This window comes from Xenophilus sp. (assembly GCF_044462705.1).
GTDB classification, from domain to species: Bacteria; Pseudomonadota; Gammaproteobacteria; order Burkholderiales; family Burkholderiaceae_C; genus Xenophilus; species Xenophilus azovorans.
The window spans coordinates 1-2,503 of the sequence record NZ_JBIQNC010000350.1 but is presented as its reverse complement, the minus strand read 5'-3'; the positions used below and the strand labels follow the sequence as shown (position 1 = coordinate 2,503).

Annotated in this window: 2 protein-coding genes; one reads left to right on the top strand and one right to left on the bottom strand. The window is 71.2% G+C overall.

Annotation, left to right across the window (positions count from 1 at the left end; genetic code table 11):
* Window positions 1-178: 178 nt before the first annotated feature.
* Window positions 179-1,261, bottom strand: a complete 1,083-nt coding sequence (locus tag ACIY1X_RS25995; RefSeq protein WP_399686450.1) for an alpha/beta fold hydrolase — start codon at window positions 1,259-1,261, stop codon at window positions 179-181.
* Window positions 1,262-1,414: 153 nt separating this feature from the next.
* Here ACIY1X_RS25995 and ACIY1X_RS25990 point away from each other — a divergent pair, with 153 nt between their 5' ends.
* Window positions 1,415-2,386, top strand: a complete 972-nt coding sequence (locus ACIY1X_RS25990; RefSeq protein WP_399686447.1) for a hypothetical protein — start codon at window positions 1,415-1,417, stop codon at window positions 2,384-2,386.
* Window positions 2,387-2,503: the final 117 nt, after the last annotated feature.

Below are 2,503 nucleotides of genomic sequence, written 5' to 3'. Positions count from 1 at the left end.
GCATCTCCAGATCACCACTCCGAAGTGTTGGTGCGCTGGCAGTTGTGCCAGCAGCACCCTGCCGCATCCGGTAGGACGACGCCGGTTCTGGCTGTCGTAAGAGGATGAACGGTGCGTAAATGAGGCATTTTTCACGCACTTCTTGCGCCCCGCGCCGAAAGGGAAAGGCGCCCCGGGCTCACGCAGCGCCCGGGGGCATGCCGCGGTCGCGCACGCGCACGATCGCCTCGGCCCGGGTGTGCACGCCGAGCTTGTCGAAGATGCTCGAGACCTGGTTGCGCACCGTCTTCTCGCGCTTGCCCAGGCGCTGCGCGATGGCGGCGTTGTCCAGCCCCTGCGCAACCAGGTCCAGCACGTCCCGCTCGGCCGGCGTGAGGCCGCCGGGGCCGCCCTCGGCGCGGCCCGGCGTGTCCGCCGGCCGGCCCAGGAAGGCGCGCAGTTCGCTCAGGAACTCGGGCCATGCCGGCTCGCTGTCGAGCAGCACATGGTTGCGGCTGTCCAGCGGTACGAAGCGGGCCTCGGGGATCAGCGCCGCCAGCCGGCGCCCTTCCTCGAAGGGCACGCGCTCGTCGCCGCGCGCGTGCATCACCAGCGTGGGCACCCGCAGCTGCTGCGCCTGCCCGGTGACGTCGACCTGGTGGAAGGCCTCCAGCGTGCGCGCCGCCGCCTCCGGGCTGGCGGTGAGGCGCTCCAGCTCGTTCCACCACTGGTGCTGCGCCGGCGTGCCGTCGGGAATGAACTGGTTGGTGAACACCTGGCGGAAGGCCGGGTTGTCGCGGCCCCAGCCGACCCGGATCAGGTTGACCAGCGTCTCGGCCTCCAGCCGCTCGGCCGGCGGCCCGCCGCGCCGCAGCGCGCCACGCGCGTAGGCGCCCAGCAGCACCAGCAGCGAGACGCGCTCGGGATGGCGCACGGCGTAGGCGATCGCCACCGCGCCGCCCTGCGACATGCCGATCCGCGGAAAGCGCGCCAGCCCCAGGCTGTCGGCCACCGCCTCCAGGTCGCCTACCCAGGCATCGAGCGAGAAGGCGGCCACGTCGCGGTCCGACAGGCCGCAGCCGCGCTGGTCGTAGCGGATGTAGCGGTGCTCGCGCGAGAGTTCCAGCAGCCACGGCCGCCACACCGGGCTCACCAGATCGTGCTCGACATGGCTGAGCCAGTGCGCTGCGCGCAGCAGCGGCGGCCCGTCACCGATCGACGCGACGGCGATGCGCGTGCGATCGGGCGCAGTGCAGAAACGAAGGCTCTGGCGCCGCTGCATGCCCGATTGTGCGTCGGCATGAGGCGCATGTCCCATGCATCGACATGCGTATCCCGGCGCCGCGGGACGGCTGGCTCATGCGCGCGGCAGGCGCACGCCCGACCATCCATGGCCTGACGTTGATCCGACAGGCCCTACACACGAGGAGCATCCATGAACACCGCCACCCCTGCCGACCGCACGCAACGCTATGCCAGGACGATCGAGGCGTCCAAGCGCATCCGCTGGGACATCGACCGCGACGTGATCCGCGGCCGCAGCTTCGACGCGCGCGACAAATTCATGCCCGACGGCCTGTCGCTGGCGCCGGAACTGCCCTTTCTGGACGCAGCCGCGCAGCGCTTCTTCGGCCAGGTGCAGGGCCGCACCTACGCCCGCATGTTCGGGCTGGTGGAACGCTTCATCGGGGCCAAGATGCTCGACATCAGCCGCGAGCACTGGCTGGGCGACCAGGTCGCGCTGGAGGCGATCGTGCGCTTCACCGACGAGGAGCTGAAGCACCAGGAGCTGTTCCGCCGCATCGAGAAGCTGGTGGCCGACTGCATGCCCGAGGGCTACCGCTTCGACATATCGGCCAACGAGGTGGCCGGCTTCGTGCTGGGCAAGCGCACCTGGGCCGTGCTGGCGCTGACCTGCCACATCGAGCTGTTCTCGCAGGCGCACTACCGCGCCAGCATCGCCGCGGCGGACGACCTGTCGCCGCTGTTCAAGGACGTCTTCCTGCACCACTGGAAGGAGGAGTCGCAGCACGCCATCATCGACGAGCTGGAATGGGCGCGCGAGGACGCGCGGCTGGCCTCGCCGGCCGAGCGCGACGCGGCGGTGGACGACCTGATCGCGCTGGTGGGCGGCGTGGACGGCATCCTGCAGGCCCAGGCCCGCGCCGATGCGGCCTACTTCCTGCAGGTGCAGGGCATGCCGCCGGAGGGCGGACAGGCGCAGCAGGTGCACGACACGGTGCTCAAGGCCTACCGCTGGCAGTACATCGTCTCGGGCACGCTGGAGCCGCGCTTCCAGGCGATGCTGGCCAGCCTGGTCGACGAGCCGCAGATGCAGCGCATCCAGGCGGCGCTGGCGCCGCTGACCTACGCGGTGCCGGCGCAGGGTTCGGCGCTGCTGCACTGAAGCCGGCTCAGGCCAGCACCGTCCCGCTGGCCTCGCCGAAGCCGATGCGCACCGCGCCCGCGCGCTCGCACCAGCCGCGCAGCACCAGCGTGTCGCCGTCCTGCAGGAAGGTGCGCT